An 18,821-nucleotide genomic window follows, 5' to 3' on the forward strand; every position below is an offset into this window, starting at 1 on the left:
GGTTCACGGACGCTCTCAGACGTTCTCCACCGAAACCCCGCCCGCCGACGCGCCCAGCAGGGTCAGCCGTACGTCCTTCGGGCCCGCCTCGGTCGTGCCGTCCGAAAGGACGGCGAGGGCAAGGGAGTTGCTGCCCCGGGTGCGCAGGATGCCGTTCGGCAGGGCGAAGGTGTGCTGGGAGCCGGTGTCGTTGACGTACTGGCCCATGTTCCAGCCGTTGAGGAAGATTTGCACCCGGTAGGCACGCTTCGGATCGTCTTCGAGGGTGAGTCCGACCGAGGCGTCGACGCCGGCGGGAACGGCGAGCCGGAAGCCGGTGCGGTACCAGGTGACTCCCTGGCGGCGGTCGGCCCGCGGCAGCTTCACCGCGTCCCATGCCCGGTCGTCGAAGGCGGGCAGATGCCAGCCCTCCCGCTCGCCGAACAGCCCGCCGTTGTTGAGCGGCCCGCGCACGGGGTCGGCCGCGCCGGCGCCCTGGAGTCGCCAACCTACCTTCGGTGAAGCCCCCTTGAAGCGGACGGACGTGAGTCCGCGAGCCGCCTTGTGGGTGTCGCGGGAGGTCTCGTCGGTGTCGTGCGCCATCCGCCGGACGAGCACGGACAGCACGTGTTCTTCCCGCGCCCGCAGCTTCTCCGGCACCTCGAAGACGGCCGTGTCCGTCCAGGTGCCCTGCCGGGCGGTCCCGGTGTCCGGCACCGGCATCCGGTGGGTGCCGAGCGGCTTCCCGTCCAGCCAGGCCATCAACAGCCCCTGTGTGCCGGTGCTGTAGGCGAGCGAGACGGACGCGAGGTCCTCGGCGTCGGTGATCCGGCCCCGGTACCAGACGTCGCCGTAGTGGAAGCCGTAGTCGTCGGCGAAGAGGACGGGCTGTCCGTCGGGGACGGGGGTGGTGCTGAAGGTGGTCTTCTTGTCGGCCTTCACCCACGCCGAGTCGTCGAAGTCCGGTGCGGACTCCGGGTTTTCCGTCTTTCGCCGCCAGCCGTCCAGCGCGGGCAGGGTCACCGGCCCCTGCCCCTGGAGCGGTTGCAGGGCCAGGAGACTGGCGGTGGCGCTGATCCGGGAGGCCACCGGCCGCTGGTTCCAGGTGACGTGTTCGATGCCGCGCGGCCCCCACACCTCAAGACCGGTCAACTTGGTGGTGTCGCCGGTGAGATGGACCGTCGTGTCCTGGAGCCGGAGCTGCCGCACCAGCGAGGGCCCGTACACCAGTGCCGACCCGGACGGTGTCTCGTACGGCCACAGCCGCAGCGCGGTCGCGTCGTCGGCGAACAGCAGCAGCAACGGCCGGTCGGAGCCGCCGTTCTCCACCTTCACGCGGGCCAGTTCACCGATGCCGAGCGGGCAGGTCACCCGCAGCAGCCCACGGTCGTAGATCCACGCCGGTTCCATGTCCAGCCGGGTCGCCGTGGGCTCCTCCGGGCACTCCAGGACGACCTGTGCCATGTCGCCGTACCGCCCCGCGAACACGGCGATGTCCTGCCGCCCGGCGGAGAGGAAGAACATCAGCTGGGCGGTGGCGTACCGCAAGGTCCGCCCACCGAGCCTGAGCCGGGTGCTGAGCACCTTGGTGTCATGGGCCGCGACATTGACCGGCACCTCGATCCCGGCGCCCGGCAGCGGCGTGGAGACGGCCTTGGCGGAGTCGTTGCGCACCACGTACATCTGGGAGTCGGTGTCGCGGTTGGCCAGGTGCTCCACCTCCAGCCGTCCGCCCGGCGACCGCACACCCTTCGCCCGGTCCAGCCGCGCGAAGTCCGGGACGGTTCGCAGCAGTTGGCCGAGCCGGTGAGTCGGCGCGAGAGCGGCGGTGGGCCGGCGCCCCGCGCCGAGGGCCGCGCCGTCGTCGTACGACGTGGTGGAGAGCTGCGGCGCGGGCAGCCAGCCCCAGGTCGTCCCGCCGTACGCCATGGGCGGGTCGGGGAAGCCGGTGAGCGGGGACCGGGGCACGGACAGGGGTACGTCGATGCCGTCGGCCCGCACCTTCCTGTGGAGGTGGGAGAGGTAGGCGGTGTCCGTGGCCTGCTCCAGCTCGTACAGCAGGACCGTGCCCTTGCCCTTGGTGTAGAGATGCCGGGCGGCGATCGCGTTCACCCGCGTCAACCACTCGTCGGCGTACGCCAGATAGGTCGGGTCGGTGGTCCTGGCCCGGCCCTCGGTCGCCGTCAGCCAGCCCGGGAAGCCACCCGCGTCGATGTCGGCGCCGAGGTGGGGACCGGGGCGCAGGACGACGTACAGCCCCGTCTCGGCGGCCGTGCGCAGGAAGCGGTCGAGGTCCCGGACGCCGGTGAAGTCGTACCGGCCGGGGGCGGGGGAGTGGTAGTTCCAGGCGACGGAGAGACTGACGGCGTTGTAGCCGTACGCCCGCGCCTTGTCCAGCACGTCCCGCCACAGCGAGGGGCTGGGCAGCCGGAACAGATGCATCTCGCCGGGCCACAGCGTCAGCCGCCGGCCGTCGACCAGCAGGGAGTAGCGGTCGTGGCCGACCGTGTGCGCGGCCCCGTCGGCGACGGGCGGAGCCGGCGGCGGCCCCGTGGGCACGACGCGGGGACCCGTCCGCGCGGGCAGCGCACCGCCGCTGCCGGCCAGCGCGAAGCCGAGCGCGGCCGTACCGGCGAGGGTGCTGAAAGTTCGTCTGCTGAGCTCCACGCGAGCGTCGCCTCCTGTTGTGCCTGCGTTTCCCGGGACGCGAGTGAGGGACCATTCTCCATGCCCGGGGCGGCACACCTCACAATGGTCCGTATGAGGATCTCGGCACGGGCGGACTACGCGGTACGAGCGGTACTGGAGCTCGCCGTACGACAGGGCGGCGGACCTGTGAAGACGCCCGTGAAGGCGGAGGCCATCGCCGTCGCGCAGGACATTCCGCACAAGTTCCTCGAAGGCATCCTCGGCGACCTGCGCCGCGGCGGGGTCGTCGACAGCAGGCGCGGCGGCAACGGCGGGTACACGCTGGCGCGGGACGCGGCGAAGATCACGGTGGCGGACGTGATCCGGACGGTCGACGGCCCGATCGTGTCGGTACGGGGCGAACGGCCCACGGGCCTCGCGTACACGGGCTCCGCCCAGCCCCTGCTGCCCCTGTGGATCGCCCTGCGCGCGAACGTGCGCCGCATCCTGGAGGGCGTGACGATCGCGGACATCGCGGCGGACGCGCTGCCGGAGCCGGTGCAGCGGCTGGCGGCGGAGCCGGCGGCCTGGGAGAACCCCTGAGTCCTTCGCGGACGCTGCCTGTGAACGTCCTCATCCGGGTCTAAGCCTGTCCTCAGCTTGACGCCCTAGCGTCCCCTCCCGTTCATCCCTACCTCCCCGGTGGGAAAGCCAGGAAAAGACGGACGGGACGTTCCCCATGCGCACGCTGATACTGCTCGCCCTCGCGGGCCTGGGCGCCCAGCTCGTGGACGGCAGCCTCGGCATGGCCTACGGCGTGACCTCCACGACCCTGCTGCTGGCCATGGGAACGAATCCGGCCGCCGCCTCGGCCACGGTCCACCTCGCCGAGATCGGTACGACGCTGATGTCCGGCGCCAGCCACTGGCGCTTCGGCAACGTCGACTGGAAGGTCGTGACGAGGATCGGCGTCCCCGGCGCGATCGGCTCGTTCCTCGGCGCGACGGTCCTGTCGAAGCTGTCGACTGAGGTGGCGGAGCCGGTGATGTCGCTGATCCTGCTCGGCCTCGGCCTGTACGTCATGTCCCGCTTCACCTTCCGCGGCCTCCCCAAGGACCGCCTGGGCCAGCCGCTGCGGAAGCGGTTCCTGGCACCGCTGGGCCTGGTCGCCGGCTTCCTGGACGCGACCGGCGGGGGCGGCTGGGGCCCGGTGGGCACGCCCGCGTTGCTCGCCAGCGGCCGGATGGAACCCCGCAAGGTGATCGGCTCGATCGACACCAGCGAGTTCCTGGTGGCCGTGGCCGCGAGCCTCGGCTTCCTCTTCTCCCTCGGCTCCCAGGGCCTCGACTGGACCTGGGTCCTCGCCTTCCTCCTCGGCGGCCTGATCGCCGCACCGGTCGCCGCCTGGCTGGTCCGCCTGGTCCCGCCGCGGGTGCTGGGCTCGGCGGTCGGCGGAGTCATCATCGTCACCAACGTCCGTACGCTGCTGAGGAGTGACTGGATCGGGGCGGGCGGCGGGGTGAGCGCGGCGGTGTACGTGCTGCTGTACGCGGTGTGGGCCGCCGCCCTCACGTACTCGATCCGCGCCTACCGCCGGGAGAAGGCGGCGGCGGAGACCGAGCACGCGGAGGGACGGCGGACCGTCAGCGCATGAGGGTCATGGTCAGTCGCTGTTGACGCCCACGGTGAGGGTGGCGGCGTACCCGTCGGACACGCTGGAGCCGAGCGCGGTCAGGGTCAGCAGGCCGGAGGACGCCCCGCCGTCGTCGTAGATGGAGTCGTTCTCCAGCAGCGTCTCCTGGGTGGTGTTCTCGGTGTACGGCGAGGTCGCCTGCACCTCGGTGTTGATGTCCTGGTCGAAGAAGAGCTGCCCGGTGTGGATGATCTCGCCGCCGGTGTACGAGTCGTCGGTGAGGGTCACGTCCGTGTGCACCCGCATATGGACGTGGACGGCGCGTGAGACGTAGTGCCCCGGCCAGATGGACGTGATGCCGCACTGCCCGTTCTCGTCGGTCAGCTGACCGCCGCGCAGGAAGGTGCCGTTGTCCTCCTCGTCGTGGCCGTTGCCGCCGACGAAGCCGGAGTACTCGCCGAGGGCGTCGCAGTGCCAGATCTCGACGAGCGCGTCCGCGAGGGGTGCGCAGTCGTTGCCGACGTCGACGACGGTGAAGGTGTACTGGACCTCGAAGCCCTCCTTGTCCTCCCGGATGTCCTCGCGGACGAGGGCGCCTTCGAGGGAGTACGGACCCTCGGTGACCTCGGCGTTCAGCACACAGACGCCGCTGGTGGCGGAGGCTTCGGTGGAGGCGGAGGTGGTGGCGGAGGCAGTGGTGGAGGCGGTGGTGGAGGCTCCCTTCCCGGGCTTCCTGGTCTTTGTTTTGGCAGGGTCGGCGGAGGCGATGCCGGCGACCGCGAGACCGCCGGTCACGGCGACACCGCCGCCGCCGATGAGGACACGGCGCCGTCGGACGGAGTTGTCCAGGCGGTGCCTGCCGGATTCCTGTTGCTGCTCTTCGAGCTCGTTGGGCTCGGTGTGGTTTCCCGTCATGCCGAGTGAAGTTAGGGGGCCAGCTGAAGAAATCCTTAATGTGCGGCTGTGAATGACCTGGGGACGGATTCGTCAACGGCCGCTTATGTCACCAGAGTTCAGACACTGTGAAGATGCTGTGAAAACCGCGTCTGTGAATGGCTTGAGTTCATCCTGTTGCCGGCGCCCGTCTGTCCCTACGGTCCGGGTGGCACGTCAGCCACCCCCCAACTGTTACGGAGACACCATGACTCGTGGGCTCCTGCTGAGCGGTGCGGTAGCCGCTCTGCTCACCACGGCACTACCGGCGCAGGCCGCCACGTCGTCCGGCGGGTTCGAGGACCCGCCGCCGGACAAGATCGTCATCAAGGTCGCGACGGTGAACGGCTCGGGCTGCCCGGCCGGTACGACGGCGGTCGCCGTCTCCGAGGACAACACGGCCTTCACGGTCACCTACAGCGACTACCTCGCCCAGGCGGGCGGCGGTTCGGACCCGACCGCCTTCCGCAAGAACTGCCAACTCAACCTGATAGTCCACGTCCCGCAGGGCTTCACGTACGCCATCGCCAGCGCGGACTACCGCGGCTTCGCCGCACTCCAGTCCGGCGCGACGGGCACCCAGAGAGCCTCGTACTACTTCCAGGGCTCCCCGAACACGGCATCCCGCTCCCACCCCTTCACCGGCCCCTACAACGACAACTGGCAGGCGACCGACACCACCGACTGGGCCCAACTGGTCTGGGCGCCCTGCGGAGTTCAGCGCAACTTCAACATCAACACGGAGCTGAGGGTCGCGGCGGGTTCGACATCCGCGAACAAGGTCAGCTTCATGACGATGGACTCGACGGACGGGGACATCAGCACGGTGTACCACTTGGCGTGGAAGGAGTGCCCGGAGGCATAGCCCAGTAGACGCGAGCGGCTGCGGCTCGGGCCGCAGGATGGTATCGCCGGAGATGGTCTCCTTGGGGATTCTCTTTGGCGATACCGTCCCGACGGGGCTCGTCACTCCTCCGACTGGGACTGCGGGAGAAGCCATTCACGGGCGTCGGCTCTCCGCATCAAGGGCTCGGCGGTGGTGGGGTCGGTGAGGAAGGGGTGAACGCGACGGATGTAGTCCACCTGTCCTTGGAGCGACTTGCGGAACTGGTTCTGGTTCCGGGCGCTGTAAGAGATGCCGCCGCGCTTTTCCACGACACCGGCGGCGATGGCGAGCGCCTCGAGGCCGACGGTCAGATTGGCTGTTTCTGTGGGCACTTCGACCGTGCAGCCCACCGTTCCCTCCCTGCCGTCGACCAAGAACTGGTACTCGACGCCAACGCCCCTGTAGGTGAAGGTCGGCGCGACCACGTAGTCCTCTGCGGGGCCGGTCAGTTTCAGGTCGTCCGCCATGTCCGCGCAGGCCATCTGGACCTCGTCGAAGAGGCTGAACCTCTGTCTAGCCAAGGGGGTTGCTCGCGAACGTGACGAAGGTCTGCCAGGTCTTGGGGGACAGGGTCAAGTGAGGCTCGCTGGGGGTCTTGGAGTCGCGGACGTGGATGGTGGTGGGGCGGGTGGCGACCTCGACGCAGTCATCGCCGGAGGCGCTGCTGTAGCTGCTCTTGAACCAGGACAGTTCGTCGGTGCTCATAGGAGGTCTCCTCGCATCCGCTGTAGCAGGCTCACGGCCTCGGGGCTGGGGAGAGCCTGTGAACGCATCCTGGCATAGCGCTGCTGGAGAGCGCTGACCACTTTCGCGTCGGTGATCAACTGGCCGCTTTCCTGCCCCTCGTTGTAGGCGAACCACCGGTTCTCAGGAGTCTCCGCAAGGCGGATCGGGCCCTGCAGTCCGGAGTGGGACGGCGGTTTGAGCGGCATGATCTGGAAGTCGACGTTTCGAAGCTCGGCGATCTCCAGGACGTGGTCGATGAGTTCGCGCGTGACCTCCACCCCGCCGGTGTGCCGAACGAAGACGCTCTCCTCGACCATGAACCCGAACGCCGTGTTGGGTCGCTGGCGAAGCAACTGCTGTCGCTCCAACCGCGCCGCCCACCGCTCATCGATCTGGGCGTCGTCCAGCGGTGGCAACTGATCGGCGGACATGGCGCGTGCGTACCCCTCCGTTTGGAGCAGCCCTGGAACCATTCGGCATTCGTACGTGTACAACGTGACCGCGGTCGCCTCCAACGCCGCCCACCGCCTGAACCATGCTGCCAACCCCGGCTGCCGGGCCAGCTTCGGCAACGCCTTCCGTAAGGCCCCGGTGTTGCCCGTGGCCTCCTCCGACCGCTCCACAAAGGCGAGGTCCGGCATCCTTCTCCCCAACTCCACAGAAGCCACCGTGTGTTTGGAGTACCGCACCAGCTCGGCGAACTCCTCCCGGCTGAGCCCAGCGTGTTCCCGCAGTGCCTGCAACACCGCCCCGAACGTCCGCAGGCTGTCCGACGACTCCGGCTCATCGACCATGCTCGCCCACCTCCCGCGGTCATGGTCACGGTCAGTCACAAGTACTGTCCACCCCGCAACCGCGTACGCTTCCGCAGCGTACGCGGCGTCGACCTGGAGAAATGCCCCTCGCGCAGGCCAGATTGGGCCCCATGACCGCACCCCCCACGCGCCCCGGACGGGTTATCGCACGCACGTTCCGTCAGCGCCTCAGTCCCACACCGCGCGGCGCCCGCCTGGCCAGACACCTCGCGCTGCACCAGCTCCAGGATTGGGGCATCCCGCACGGCAGCGACGTCTCCGACGCGGTCGCCGTGATCGTCGCCGAACTCGCCGCCAACGCCGTCACCCACGGCCGCGTACCGGGACGGGACTTCGAGCTGGCCCTCTCTCTCGTCACCGGCAGTATCCGCGTCGAGGTCACCGACACCCGCGCCGATGCCGATGCCGTCATCGACGTACGAAGGCCGCGCCCGCTGGCGGAAGCCGGACGCGGCCTGGTGCTGGTCGGCGCGTTGGCCGACCGGTGGGAGGTGGTGGACCGGCAACCCCCGCCGGGGAAGACCGTGCGGGCGGAGGTGGATGTGCCGGGGTGGCTGGGACTGTCGCGACGGGGTGAGGGGCCCTGAGTTCAGGGGCCGCCACGTCTGGGAGTGTCTTGTTTCAGGACAGTCCCACGCCGCCCGCCAGAAGGAAGGCTCACCATGATCCTCCCGAAGGTCAGAGACCCTCGCTTCGTGACGATCCGCCGCGGTGGGACCCTCACCGATTCGGATCACCATCTCCTTGCCCTCTGGGCGGCGTCCTGCGCGGAGCACGTCCTTGACCTCTTCGAGACGGCTCAGCCTGAGGACCCACGCCCGCGCCAGGCGATCGAGCATGCCCGCGCCTGGGTCCGCGGCGAGGTCAAGATGATGCAGGCCCGCGCGGCGGGCGGCCACGCAATGGGCGCCGCTCGAGACCTGCGTGGCGCAGCACGGCATGCCGCTTACGCCGCTGGTCAAGCCGCAGTCGTCGCACACGTCGCCGCGCACGAGCTCGGCGCGGCTGCCTACGCGATCAAGGCCGCACGCGCAGCCGCGCCAAAAGACAAGAGCGAGGCCGCGGGGCGACTCGAATGCCAGTGGCAGCGCGACCAGCTCCCGGAAGCGATTCGCGAGCTGGTACTCGACGACCAGCGATTGCGCAACGACATCTGCTGGTCGGTGTTTGACTGCTGAGCCTGATCCACCGCCACGAGTCACGAGTGCTGCCGAGACGGCCGCTCCGGTGACGACACCCGGTCGGAGCTGAACGTTTCGTCGCCGCTCGAAAGGGTGAACGGGTTCTGGTTCTTCGGGTGGCTGGTCCAGGGATCGATCTACGTTGCGCGCATGGTCACTTCAGCTCACGAGGGTATGCACCGGATCTTTCAGGAGCGGCCCGAGATCCTGGCGCCCGTGTTCGGAGCGCTGGGCGTCCAGTTGTCCGCGAAGGCGACCGTGGACGCCGTCACCACGGACGTGACGGAGACCCGGCCGCTGGAGCGCCGCGTGGATACCGTGCTGCGCATCGGCCCGTCCGACGGTGACGACTTTCTGCTCGCTATCGAGGCGCAGTCGGCCAAGGTCATGGGCAAGGACGCGAGTTGGGCGTACTACGTTGCGTATCTCCAAGCGAAGTACCGTCTGCCCGTGCTGCTTCTCGTGGTCTGTCAGGACCGGGCCACGGCCAGATGGGCAGCGGGGCCTTTCGACTGCGGTGCGCGTGGCTGGACGGCGCTCCGGGTGTATCCGCTCGTCGCCGGGCCGGACAACCTGCCGGTGATCACCGACGCCAGGAGTGTGGCGAAGAACCTCGCGCTGGCTGTGCTCTCGGCCTTGGCGCACGCCCGCAGCCCGGAGTGTGACGCCATACTGGAAGCCATCGGCAGCGCCCTTCAGGAACTCCGGGAGACCGATTCCGGCACCGCCGAGTACTTCTTCGAGTTCCTGGAAATCAACCTGGGTGACACCCCAGCCGCAGAGAAATGGAAGGGAATCATGTCGTTCGTCAGCTACTTCCCCGGCCGGGGGACGGTTCGTGAGACGGCCTACCTGGAGGGCAAGGCCGACGGCGAGGCCCGAGGCGAGGCCAAGGGGGTTCTGTTCGTGCTGGAGGTGCGCGGCATCTCCGTGTCGGACAGCGTGCGTGAGCGCATCACCAGCTGCACCGACCTTGACCGCGTGGACGCCTGGTTGGAGCGGTCCCGCACGGTTGAACGGGCCGAGGATCTGTTCGCCGGGGATCCGGAGGATGCAGAGGTTGCGATGGATGCAGAGGTTCCGGGGATCGGGCCGCGACAGGACTGACTGACCGTCCGGCAGACGCCCGCGCGGCACGCGGTCTCCCTGGACCCCGCCGCCGGCAGCAGGCCCCAGGGAGGTGTGGCATCGCGGGAGGGGCTGGGTCAGACCTCCACGCCGAGGGTCAGCGTGCCGGTGTACCCGGACGACGGAGAGCTGCCGATCGCCGTCAGGGTCAGGAGGCCGGAGGAGGCGCCGGCGTCGTCGTAGATGGAGTCCTGGGCCAGCGTCGTACGGGTGACCGTGTTCGCCGAGTACGGGGACAGCGCGCCCACTCTCGCCGTGATCGTCTCGTCGAAGAACAGCTGGCCGGTGTGGACCTCGTTGCCGCCCGTGAAGGAGCCGTCCGAGGTGAGGGTCACGCCCGTGTGGACCTTGACGTGGATGTGGACGCAGCGTCCCCGGTACCAACCCGGGTACACCGTGGTGATGTTGGCGACGCCGCTGGAGTTGGTGAGGACACCGCCCCGCAGGAACGTGCCGTTGTCGGCCTCGTTGTGGCCGTTGTTGCCGACGTAACCGGAGTACTCGCCGAGCGCGTCGGCGTGCCAGATCTCCACGAGGGCGTTGGGGATCGCCGCGCAGGTGTCGTCGTTGACGACGGTGAGCGCGAGCTTGAGCACGAAGCCGGTCTTGGTCTCGTGGATGTCGGAGCGGACGAGCGCGCCGTCCAGGTAGTAGGGGCCTTCGGTCATCTCCTTCGTGAGGGTGCAGACGGCCGCGGCGGCGACAGGGGCGGTGTGGTCGGCCGCGTCGGCTGTGGGGGCTTCGGGCGCGGCGACGCCTACGGCGACTGCCGCTGCGGTGGCGCCGGTTGCGATCAGAACGGTGCGGCGCCCGACCGGGGTGGGGGTTGCTTCCGAAGTGTCTGTCATGGACACGGCACCGTAGAAACGGATGCTGTCGGAGGCCTGTCAGTTAGGCAAAGTGACGGAGCGTCAAGAGGTCTGCAGGACACGGTGATCGGCGGCGGTGAGACGGCTCTGAGCAGCGCATTCGAGGGCGACTCCACCCTTCGGCTGTCGACGATCCTGTTGGCGATCCCGTTTGCCGAGTCCGTGCCCCGGCTGCCCCTTCCTGCCTTACGTCAGCCGCGCGCAACGCAATGTCCGAATGCCGCCCAACGGAAACCGCGCCGCGACCGTCTCAGGCCGCGAAGTCGTTGATCAACCCCGCGATGTCGTCCCCGGTGAGTGCCTGTTGCATGGCGCTCAGCAGGGTCGCCAGCGCGGGCAGCGCGTTCTGCTCGTCGGCGACCGCCACACTCACGTACTCCTCGTCCGGGACCAGGACCATCGCCGCCCGATAGCCGGGCAGCCGTCCGTTCAGGTACAGCTGGCCCGATGGGCCCACCGCCCACCCGAGGCCGTACGTCATGGGGTCCTCGGCGCGGGTGCGCGGGCGGCGGATCTCCGCCAGCAGGGCGTGGTCGGCCAAGAGGCCCTCGCCCGCCGCCAGCAGCTCCGGCACCGACGACCACAGGCCGCCGCTGGGGCGCCGGGTGCGCGGGTAGGGGAGCGGCGGGAGTTCGGTCGTACCGTCCCAGCCGGGGACGGCCGTCGGCGGGGCGGCGAAGCCCGTCCGGCTCAGGTTCCAGGGGGTGAGGGTGGACGCCTGTAGTGCTTTCTCGTACGTCGTGCCGCTCAGGCTCGCCAGGATCGCGCCGGCCAGGAAGTAGTTGCCGTTGTAGTACGACCAACGCTCGCCGGGCGCACGCTCGTTCCCGGCGCGGACGACCAGCCGCGCGGCCTCCAGATGGGCGTCGTCCCCCTCGCCCAGCGCCTTCACCATCCCCGCGTCCACCGACTCCCGCAGGCCCGACACCTGGCCCAGGAGCTGCTCGACGGAGAGTCGCGGGTCGGCTCGCCAGTCGGGGGCGAGGGCCGGCAGCAGGTCGATGGCGGGTGTGGCCGGCGGTACGCCCTTGTCCCGCAGTGTGCGGACCAGGGCCGCGGAGGTGAAGACCTTCGTCAGCGACGCGATACGGAAGGACGACTCCGGCGCCACGCCTCCAGCTGCTCCGCGCGTCGCCGTCGTACGTGTCCCCGCCCGCGACGCCCCCGCCACCACCGCCGGGACAGCACCAAGACCGGCCTGCTCGTTCATCAGCTTCTGAAGATCCACGGTCAGCATGCTACTGAGGGCGCCATGGCCGACCGCTCGTCCACAGACTTCACCCAGGAACGCTTCAGGTAGGCCCGCGATCCTCGTCCGTATGCACGGAAACGGACACGACCACAGCCACGGGCACCGGCCCCGCACCCCCGACGCCGAACGCAGCCGCCGCTGGTTCATGAACAAGGCGCTGCTCGCCGGTGGCGTCGCCGCGATGGCGACCATGACCGGCTGTTCCTCGGGCGCCGACGACACGGCCGCCGCCTCCAGCTCGGCCGCCGCTGGTGGCGCCCCCAGCGGCATGCCCTCCGGTGGACCCGGGGGACCCGGTGGCGGTGGAGGCGGGGGCATGGGCCCCGGCGCCTCCCAGGTCAAGTACGCGGACGTCGTCGGCGTCACCACCGACGGCAAGGTCGTCGATGACCTCTACACGATCCACTCCACCGACGTCTCCACGGACGGACTCGTCAAGGCGGCCCAGGCGTTCCTCGACGGGCTGTCCGCCAAGGAGCGCAAGTCCTGCACGTTCGACATCGACGCCGACGAATGGACGGCGTGGAGCAATGTCGACGGCTACGACCGCAAGGGCGTCCGCATGGGCGACCTCACGGAGAAGCAGCGGAATCTCGGTTACGCGCTCCTCGGCAAGGCGCTCTCCGCCGACGGCCTCACCCAGACCCGCGGCATCATGAAGCTCAACGCGTTCCTCGGGGACTCCAACGGCGGAAACCAGAAGACCCTGACCGAGGGGCACTACTTCTTCACCTTCATGGGCACCCCGTCGACCACGAAGCCGTGGGGCTTCCAGTACGAGGGTCATCACGTCGCCATCAACTACTTCGTCCTGGGGGACCAGGTCGTGATGACGCCGACGTTCATGGGGTCCGAACCCACGACGGGCACGTACAAGGGGGAGAAGATCACCCTCTTCCGGCCGGAGACCACCGCCGGCCTCGCCATGATCCGCTCCCTCACCTCCGCCCAGCGCACCAAGGCGGTCTCCTCGCAGTCCAACGGCAACGAGGACATGAAGGCCGGCGCCGGCCAGGACAACCTCAAGCTCGCCTACGAGGGGCTCAAGGGCTCCGAACTCACCTCGGCGCAGCGGAAGAAGCTGCTGGCGCTGGCGCGGGTGTACATCGGCTACGTCAACGAGGGCCACGCCGAGGTCAGGATGACCGAGCTGGAGGACCACCTGGACGACACGTACTTCTTCTGGATGGGCGAGACGAAGGACGACTCCGCCTTCTACTACCGGATCCACAGTCCGGTCGTCCTCATCGAGTACGACGCCCAGGCCCCCCTCTTCTACAAGGGGGGCTCCGGCGGCAGCGATCCGTCCCAGGAGCACATCCACACCATCGTCCGCACACCCAACGGCGGCGACTACGGCATCGACCTGCTCAAGCTCCATCTGGAGAACGACCACTGACGCGAAGGTGTCGCCGTCGTCGTAGAAGTACGCGGCTCCGCGGGAGTTGCTGGAGTATTTGATCTCTGTACAAGAGAACTTCGACTGTCAACAAGCTGTGAATGTCAGGGCTGTTGAGACGTGAGTGACGTCAGGGCTGTTGACGCGCAACTGATTCGATTCTACGGTCCGTCCGAATTGACGATCGACGTTCGAAATCTCGCACATGAATTTCGGACATCAACTCCCCCTTCCGTCAAGGAGGCCCGTGTGAGCCGCACCTCGCGCGTCCGAACCACCCTCCTCGCCCTTCCCGCCGCCGCTCTGCTCGCCCTGATCCCCTCCACCGCGTCGGCGTACCCCAACCCCGGCACGGTCACCGGCAACACGGTCATCCACGACCCCACGATGATCCGCACCTCCGCCGGCCGCTACCTCCTCTACGGCACCGGCGGCGGCCTCGGCTACCGCACCTCGACCGACCGGATCGCCTTCACGGCGGGCAGCGACGCCTTCACCACCAAGCCTGCCTGGTGGTCCTCGTACGCCACCGAGGCCTGGGCGCCCGACATCTCGTACCACGGCGGCAAGTACCTGATGTACTACGCCGTCTCGACCTTCGGCTCCAACAAGTCGGCGATCGGGCTCGCCGGTTCCACGACCGGCCTTCCCGGCTCCTGGACCGACTACGGCGTCGTCTACACCTCCACCACCTCCAGCGACTACAACGCCATCGACCCGAACCTCTTCGTGAACGACGACGGCAAGTGGTGGCTGTCCTTCGGCAGTTGGTGGACCGGTCTGAAGATGATCCAGATCGACCCCGCCACCGGGAAACAGCTCTCCTCCAACACCACCCGCTACTCGCTCGCGTCCCGCCCCACCGGGACCAAGGCCGTCGAGGCGCCGTACATCGTCAAGCGCAACGGCTACTACTACCTCTTCGCCTCGTACGACACCTGCTGCGCCGGCACGAGTTCGACCTACAAGGTCAAGGTCGGCCGGGCCACCAGCGTCACCGGCCCGTACTACGACAAGAGCGGCGTCGCGATGACGAACAACGGCGGCACCGCCGTCCTCGAATCGCACGGCAGCATCATCGGCCCCGGCGGCCAGTCGATCATGAACGACTCCGACGGCGACCTGATCGTCTACCACTACTACGACGGCAACGACAACGGCACGCCCAAGCTCGGCATCAACCTTCTGAACTGGAGCAGCGGATGGCCCGTCGCCTACTGACCCTGCTGGCCGCGCTGCTGCTCGCGCTGTCGCTCGGGCAGTCCTCCGCGAGCGCGGCCTCCTTCAGCAACCCCATCAAGACGCAGAAGGGCGCCGACCCCTGGATCTCGTACTACAACGGCAACTACTACATGGTGACGACGAGTTGGACCAACGTCATCACCATGCGCAAGTCGACCACGCTGGCCGGGCTCGCCACCGCGCCCAACTACCAGGTGTGGACCGGCGACGCGTCCTCGCGCTGCTGCAACATCTGGGCGCCCGAGATCCACTTCCTCAACGGCAAGTGGTACCTGTACTACGTCGCCGGGCAGAACATCACCGACTACAACGCCACCCAGCGCACCCATGTCCTGGAGAGCGCGGGGACGGATCCCACCGGTCCGTACACCTACAAGAACCAGCTCAACTCCGCCTGGATGCTCGACCCGACGGTCGGCACCATCAACGGCCAGCTCTACCTCTTCGGCAGCGCGAGCGGCGGCACCCAGAACCTGGTGGCGGCCAGGATGTCCAACCCGTACACCCTCGCCACCGGCTTCTCGACCATCTCCACGCCGACCTACTCCTGGGAGACGAGCGGCGGCACGGTCAACGAGGGCCCGGAGATCCTCCAGCGGGGCGGCCAGACCTACCTCATCTACTCGGCGAGCGGCTGCTGGACCCCCGACTACAAACTCGGCCAGCTCACCCTGACGGGCTCCGACCCCCTCTCCGCCTCGTCCTGGACGAAGAAGTCCACCCCCGTCTTCCAGCGCAACGACTCCGCCGGAGTCTACGGCCCCGGCCACAACGGCTTCTTCACCTCGCCGGACGGCACCGAGAACTGGATCGTCTACCACGCCAACGACTCGTCCTCCGACGGCTGCGACAACGGCCGTACGACCCGCGCCCAGAAGTTCACCTGGAACTCCGACGGCACCCCGAACTTCGGCACCCCGGTGGCGCTGGGGTCGAGCATGACGGGCCCGTCCGGCGAGCCTTCGTCCACCTCCACGACGTACACCCTGACGAACCGCAACAGCGGCAAGTGCCTTGACGTCGCCGGTAGTTCGACCGCCGACGGAGCCAACGTCCAGCAGTACACCTGCAACGGTGGCAACAACCAGAAGTGGCGCGTCGAGGACCAGGGCGACGACACGAGCAGGCTCGTGAACGTGGCCACGGGCAAGGTCCTGGACACGGCCGACTGCTCCAGCGCGGACGGCGCCGACCTCCGCCAGTGGAGCTGGCTGAACAACACCTGCCAACGCTTCCGCTTCATCGTCACCGACAGCAGCTACGTCCGCATCGTCAACCAGGCGACCGGCAAGGTGGCGGACGTAGCAGACTGCTCAACAGCAGACGCGGCGGATGTCAGGCAATGGACCTGGCTGAACAACAATTGCCAACAGTGGAAACTAAACCCGGCTTAGCTGCAACTCCGCCCGCGCTCCTCAGGCCCCCGCAGCATTGGGCCAAGCCCCACTGTTAGGCCACCCCTGAGCCGGCGCCGGCGTCAACCCGTCCGTCCCCCGAACCTGCGCCGCCGTGAGCCCACCCCGCGCGGGCACCCCAGGCGGCGTAGGTCCACCCCCCACCCCGTACGGCGACTGAACAGCAGCCGCAGGAGCAACCGGCATGGGCATGGGCATCGGCTGCGGCTGCGGAGCAACCGGCATTGGCATAGGCATAGGCGCAGGCGTCGGCTGAGGAGCCGCCGCCATAGCCTGCGCCTGCGCAGCCAGCGGCATACCCACCCCGTTGCTCATCAGCCGGTCCACGGCCGCCGTACCCGAGCTGTAGCTGGTCCCGGTAGCCAGCTCGGGTACGGCGGCTCCCCTCCTGGTCCCGTAGAGCACCTGTTCCATTGCGGACACCAGGCGACGGACGTCCGTCTGGGGGCGCACCACGAGACGCAGGAAGCGGCTGGACGAGCCGATCTTGTTGCCGCACTCGCGGACCAGGATCCGGTGCTCGGAGAGCAGCCGGTCCCGGACCACGGTGCCTTCGGCGCCCACGGGGAGGCGCACGAAGAGGAAGTTTCCCTGGGAGGGGTAGACGGTCAGACCGGGGAGCGCGGAGAGCTGGCTCGACATGTCGAGGCGGTCCCGGTAGACCTGCTGGAGGCTCTGCGCGTACTCGGCGCCGTGCTCCTTGAGCATGAACACCACGTACTCGGCGAAGGCGTTGAGGTTCCACTTCGGCAGCATGGAGCGGACGCGTCCGGCGAGGGCCGGGTTGGCGACCATGTAGCCGAAGCGTATGCCGTGCAGTCCGAAGTTCTTCCCGAGGCTGCGAAGCACGATCACGTTGGGCCGCAGCATGGCCTCCTGGACCACGCTCGGCTCCGCCTCCGCGTCGGCGAACTCCAGGAAGCTCTCGTCGATGACGACCAGGTCGAGGTCGGCCATGGCGTCCATGAACTGGACGATCGCGTGCTTGTGGAGGAAGCCGCCGTCGGGGTTGTTCGGGTTGCAGATCACGGCCGCCCGGGTCCCCCTGGCCCGGATGAACTCGGCGTACTGGGCGAGGTCGAGGGCGAAGCCGCTGGACTCCTGGAGCGGGAACATGTCGACCCGCTTGCCGGTCTCCATGGGCTGGTCGGTCCAGCGGCCGAAGGTGGGGACGGGGATGGCGAGGGACTCACGGACCAGCAGGTGGTCGATCCAGGTGATCAGTTCGGTGGAACCGTTGCCCATCGCCACGGCCTGCGGCGGGAGTTGGAGGAGGTTGCAGAGCTCGGCGGTGATGGTGTCGGCGCTGGACGGGTAGTACGTGATGATGTCGCGGAGGCGGCTGGACATCTCGTCCCACATCCCCGGGGTGGGAAAGTAGGGGTTCACCGGAATACAGAAGTCGATCGGGCCTGCCCCGTCGCCGGCCGCCCGCGTCAACGCCGCCATCGACGGGCTGTGTGCCGCGGTGCTGCGGAACAGCGAGGTGACGTTCTCGGCCATGGAACCTCCGTATGGGGCGGACCCGTTGGGGACGGCCGGGTCCGTCGTCTTTGGGTGGCCCGCGCGGGGGAGCACGGGCCGCTCATACATACGGGGGCTGGGGTGGCACTGTTCAACCGCTGAGAAATCGGTAAGAAATTGTGTGCCACCTGTGAAGGAGGGTCACCTGGGGAAGGAGTGCACGGTCGTCGACCGGTAGGTCTGCCCAGGTCGCAGCACGGTCGACGGGAAGTTCTCGTGGTTCGGGGAGTCAGGATAGTGCTGGGTCTCCAGGCACAGCGCGTCGCCCTGACGGTAGGTGCGGCCGCCCGGGCCGACCAGGGTGCCGTCGAGGAAGTTGCCCGAGTAGAACTGCAGGCCGGGCTCGGTGGAGGCGATCCGCAGGGTGCGGCCCGAGGACGGGTCGCGAAGAACCGCGACCTCCTGCGGCTCCGCCGTGATCCCCTTGTCCAGCACCCAGTTGTGGTCGTACCCCTTGGCCGCGAGCAGCTGCGGATGCCCGGTGCGCAGATCCCGGCCGATCAGCTTCGGCTCGCGGAAGTCGAAGGGGGTGCCCGCCACCGGTGCCAGTTCACCGGTCGGGATCAGGCCCGGGTCGGTCGGTGTGAAGTGGGCCGCGGGGATGGCCAGTTCGTGATCCCCGATCGTGCCGCTGCCCTCGCCCGCGAGGTTCCAGTAGGCGTGGTGGGTGAGGTTGACGACCGTGGGCTTGTCGGTGGTGGCCTCGTAGTCGATGCGCCAGTCGCCGTCGGCGGTGAGGGTGTACGTGACCTTCACCGTCAACGTGCCCGGGTAGCCCATCTCGCCGTCGGGGGAGGTGTACGACAGGTGCAGGCCGACGTCGGTGCCGCGCTCGAACGGCTCGACGTCCCACACCACCGTGTCGAAGCCGGCCTCGCCGCCGTGCAGGCTGTTCTCGCCGTCGTCCACGGAGAGTTGGTACGCCGAGCCGTCCAGCGTGAAGGCACCCTTGCCGATGCGGTTGCCGTACCGGCCGATCAGTGCCCCGAAGTACGGGCTGGCGTCGACGTAGTCCTCGATGCGGGTGAAGCCCAGGGTGACGTTCGCGTACCGGCCCTGCCGGTCGGGGACCTCCAGGGACTGCACGATCCCGCCGTAGGACAGGACCTTCATCCGGGTGCCGCCGTTCTCCAGCGACCAGCGGTGGATCCGTGTCCCGTCGGCCAGCTTGCCGAAGAGTTCCTGCACCGGGTGTCTCCTCCCATGGAAAG

The 18,821-nt window shown here is 68.5% G+C and carries 17 protein-coding genes and 1 pseudogene; 9 read left to right on the forward strand and 9 right to left on the reverse strand.

Features of this window, described 5'->3' with window-relative positions:
• Positions 1–15: 15 nt before the first annotated feature.
• Entirely contained in the window at positions 16–2,646 is a 2,631-nt protein-coding gene (locus tag OG885_RS30945; protein WP_405737568.1) for a beta-galactosidase, read from the reverse strand.
• 93 nt (positions 2,647–2,739) lie between these two features.
• Here OG885_RS30945 and OG885_RS30950 point away from each other — a divergent pair, with 93 nt between their 5' ends.
• Both OG885_RS30950 and OG885_RS30955 read left to right on the forward strand, forming a co-directional pair.
• Entirely contained in the window at positions 2,740–3,210 is a 471-nt protein-coding gene (locus OG885_RS30950; RefSeq protein WP_399955774.1) for an RrF2 family transcriptional regulator, read from the forward strand.
• Between the two features lie 136 nt (positions 3,211–3,346).
• Complete coding sequence (locus OG885_RS30955; protein WP_405737569.1) at positions 3,347–4,261, forward strand: sulfite exporter TauE/SafE family protein; 915 nt, start codon at positions 3,347–3,349, stop codon at positions 4,259–4,261.
• Between the two features lie 9 nt (positions 4,262–4,270).
• On the opposite strand, the gene OG885_RS30960 is transcribed toward OG885_RS30955, so the two are convergent.
• Positions 4,271–5,155 (reverse strand): intradiol ring-cleavage dioxygenase, encoded by an 885-nt coding sequence (locus OG885_RS30960; protein WP_405737570.1) that lies wholly within the window; start codon positions 5,153–5,155, stop codon positions 4,271–4,273.
• 226 nt (positions 5,156–5,381) lie between these two features.
• Here OG885_RS30960 and OG885_RS30965 point away from each other — a divergent pair, with 226 nt between their 5' ends.
• Entirely contained in the window at positions 5,382–6,038 is a 657-nt protein-coding gene (locus tag OG885_RS30965; protein ID WP_405737571.1) for a DUF4360 domain-containing protein, read from the forward strand.
• A 101-nt stretch (positions 6,039–6,139) separates the two neighbouring features.
• Here the strand turns inward: OG885_RS30965 and OG885_RS30970 are convergent, their stop codons facing one another.
• The 3 genes from OG885_RS30970 to OG885_RS30980 are packed head-to-tail and all read right to left on the reverse strand — an operon-like array spanning position 6,140 to position 7,579.
• A complete protein-coding gene (locus tag OG885_RS30970) occupies positions 6,140–6,580 on the reverse strand; it encodes a hypothetical protein (protein ID WP_405737572.1) in 441 nt (146 codons plus the stop codon).
• Positions 6,573–6,764, reverse strand: coding sequence for a DUF397 domain-containing protein (locus OG885_RS30975; protein ID WP_405737573.1), 192 nt, complete (start codon positions 6,762–6,764; stop codon positions 6,573–6,575). The genes OG885_RS30970 and OG885_RS30975 overlap by 8 nt, the downstream gene beginning before the upstream one ends.
• Positions 6,761–7,579, reverse strand: coding sequence for a helix-turn-helix domain-containing protein (locus OG885_RS30980; RefSeq protein WP_405737574.1), 819 nt, complete (start codon positions 7,577–7,579; stop codon positions 6,761–6,763). The genes OG885_RS30975 and OG885_RS30980 overlap by 4 nt, the downstream gene beginning before the upstream one ends.
• Before the next feature lie 131 nt (positions 7,580–7,710).
• Between OG885_RS30980 and OG885_RS30985 the strand changes: the two genes are divergently transcribed.
• The 3 genes from OG885_RS30985 to OG885_RS30995 all read left to right on the forward strand — a co-directional run bounded on the left by OG885_RS30985 (position 7,711) and on the right by OG885_RS30995 (position 9,888).
• Positions 7,711–8,187: an ATP-binding protein gene (locus OG885_RS30985; RefSeq protein ID WP_405737575.1), complete on the forward strand. Its 477-nt coding sequence runs from the start codon at positions 7,711–7,713 to the stop codon at positions 8,185–8,187.
• Between the two features lie 75 nt (positions 8,188–8,262).
• Positions 8,263–8,778 (forward strand): putative immunity protein, encoded by a 516-nt coding sequence (locus OG885_RS30990; RefSeq protein WP_405737576.1) that lies wholly within the window; start codon positions 8,263–8,265, stop codon positions 8,776–8,778.
• A gap of 177 nt (positions 8,779–8,955) precedes the next feature.
• Positions 8,956–9,888, forward strand: a complete 933-nt coding sequence (locus OG885_RS30995; protein WP_405742947.1) for a hypothetical protein — start codon at positions 8,956–8,958, stop codon at positions 9,886–9,888.
• A gap of 98 nt (positions 9,889–9,986) precedes the next feature.
• On the opposite strand, the gene OG885_RS31000 is transcribed toward OG885_RS30995, so the two are convergent.
• Together OG885_RS31000 and OG885_RS31005 are read right to left on the reverse strand one after the other, a co-directional pair.
• Positions 9,987–10,757, reverse strand: a complete 771-nt coding sequence (locus tag OG885_RS31000) for an intradiol ring-cleavage dioxygenase (protein WP_399955763.1) — start codon at positions 10,755–10,757, stop codon at positions 9,987–9,989.
• A gap of 271 nt (positions 10,758–11,028) precedes the next feature.
• A complete protein-coding gene (locus OG885_RS31005) occupies positions 11,029–12,006 on the reverse strand; it encodes a serine hydrolase domain-containing protein (protein WP_405737577.1) in 978 nt (325 codons plus the stop codon).
• Positions 12,007–12,097: 91 nt separating this feature from the next.
• Here OG885_RS31005 and OG885_RS31010 point away from each other — a divergent pair, with 91 nt between their 5' ends.
• From OG885_RS31010 to OG885_RS31020, 3 genes are all read left to right on the forward strand, one after another.
• Complete coding sequence (locus OG885_RS31010) at positions 12,098–13,429, forward strand: DUF3500 domain-containing protein (protein WP_405737578.1); 1,332 nt, start codon at positions 12,098–12,100, stop codon at positions 13,427–13,429.
• Positions 13,430–13,678: 249 nt separating this feature from the next.
• Positions 13,679–14,650: an arabinan endo-1,5-alpha-L-arabinosidase gene (locus OG885_RS31015; RefSeq protein ID WP_405737579.1), complete on the forward strand. Its 972-nt coding sequence runs from the start codon at positions 13,679–13,681 to the stop codon at positions 14,648–14,650.
• On the forward strand, positions 14,632–16,065 hold the full coding sequence (locus OG885_RS31020) for a family 43 glycosylhydrolase (protein WP_405737580.1): 1,434 nt from the start codon (positions 14,632–14,634) through the stop codon (positions 16,063–16,065). The genes OG885_RS31015 and OG885_RS31020 overlap by 19 nt, the downstream gene beginning before the upstream one ends.
• A gap of 21 nt (positions 16,066–16,086) precedes the next feature.
• Here OG885_RS31020 and OG885_RS31025 read toward each other — a convergent pair whose 3' ends face one another.
• Complete coding sequence (locus tag OG885_RS31025; RefSeq protein ID WP_405737581.1) at positions 16,087–17,589, reverse strand: pyridoxal phosphate-dependent aminotransferase; 1,503 nt, start codon at positions 17,587–17,589, stop codon at positions 16,087–16,089.
• Positions 17,590–17,751: 162 nt separating this feature from the next.
• A pseudogene (locus tag OG885_RS31030) lies at positions 17,752–18,813 on the reverse strand (aldose epimerase family protein); the annotation flags it as partial.
• Positions 18,814–18,821: the final 8 nt, after the last annotated feature.

It is taken from the genome of Streptomyces sp. NBC_00028 (assembly GCF_045041065.1).
In the GTDB taxonomy this organism is placed as follows: domain Bacteria; phylum Actinomycetota; class Actinomycetes; order Streptomycetales; family Streptomycetaceae; genus Streptomyces.